The sequence below is a fragment of the Oleiphilus sp. HI0125 genome (assembly GCF_001635355.1).
Genome location: NZ_LWGF01000283.1, coordinates 1 through 1,003 on the forward strand (window position 1 = coordinate 1; position 1,003 = coordinate 1,003).

General features: G+C 45.6%; 2 protein-coding genes. One reads left to right on the plus strand and one right to left on the minus strand.

Features of this window, described 5'->3' with window-relative positions:
- The coding region (locus A3762_RS04005; RefSeq protein ID WP_156493214.1) for a PEP-CTERM sorting domain-containing protein at window positions 1-256 on the plus strand (256 nt) is incomplete at its 5' end.
- 89 nt (window positions 257-345) lie between these two features.
- Here A3762_RS04005 and A3762_RS04010 read toward each other — a convergent pair.
- Window positions 346-1,003 (minus strand): fatty acid desaturase (locus A3762_RS04010; protein ID WP_082868927.1); only part of this gene is annotated, 658 nt, incomplete at its 5' end.

Here is a 1,003-nt window from a genome sequence, read left to right on the forward strand (position 1 = left end):
ATATGCTGATTCGCCATTTATTCCTGCAGGTCCTGGTAGTGCTGGTGGTGCTGGCTTCTTAAGCATTCTGACTGGCTTTGATAGCACAGATCGTACGTCTTGGATCCAATTCACTGTACCTCAGGGTGCTGGTGACGACTCTGATCAAGACTTCGCTTTAGCAGGTTTAAGAGTGACTGCTGTTCCAGAACCTAGCACGTTAGCGCTCTTAGGTTTGGGGCTTCTTGGCCTAGCTTGTATCCGAAAGCGCGTTTAAGCAACGACTTTGCCTAGAACTAGATCTTACGTCGTTGAGTAGACGAAAAAGCAGCCAATAGGCTGCTTTTTTTATGTCTTTTTTCTTTCTTACACAGGTTTTCTACTGAATACGCCGAGGATAGGCGTACCTTGTTTTCGCAATATAGGCTCGATATCACTATAAAGCGCGTGGTACTTGTAAAAAGGCACGCGAGGAAACAAGTGATGAATAGCGTGCAGGTTTTGACCAACCCAGATCCATTCAAAAGGCTTCAGCCAAACTGGAACAATTAAGTTATTGGTATTGCGATAACGCGCCGTTTCTTGATAAGGGATATGTGGTCTGTAAGCGAACCAGTAGGCCGTGAACGTACCACCTAACAGGAAACCTAGAACCAAGACCAACGCTAATTCTATACTTGGCGCATAGGCGAGTAAGGCAACTCTCCAACCAAGGCTAAACATAAGCTCCGCGCAATAAATTGCGCGCTCTTTTGTTGGTGCTGTATCCCACTTTACGCGCGCGAAGTAAGTGATTTGCATCCAAATAAAAACTAGAACGGTTTTAATGAACGATACAAATCCATGTTGCATGCCGCTGATGACAAAGTCAGGGTCCTTGTCAGCTTGGTTAGTATGTCGATGATGATTCATGTGCTCATATCTGTGCGACGCGTATGGCACTGAAATAAGTGGTGCGGCGAGGTAACCGCATAGATCATTGAGCCACTGAAGCTTTTTGTTATTCCCGTTAATGTTCCCATGC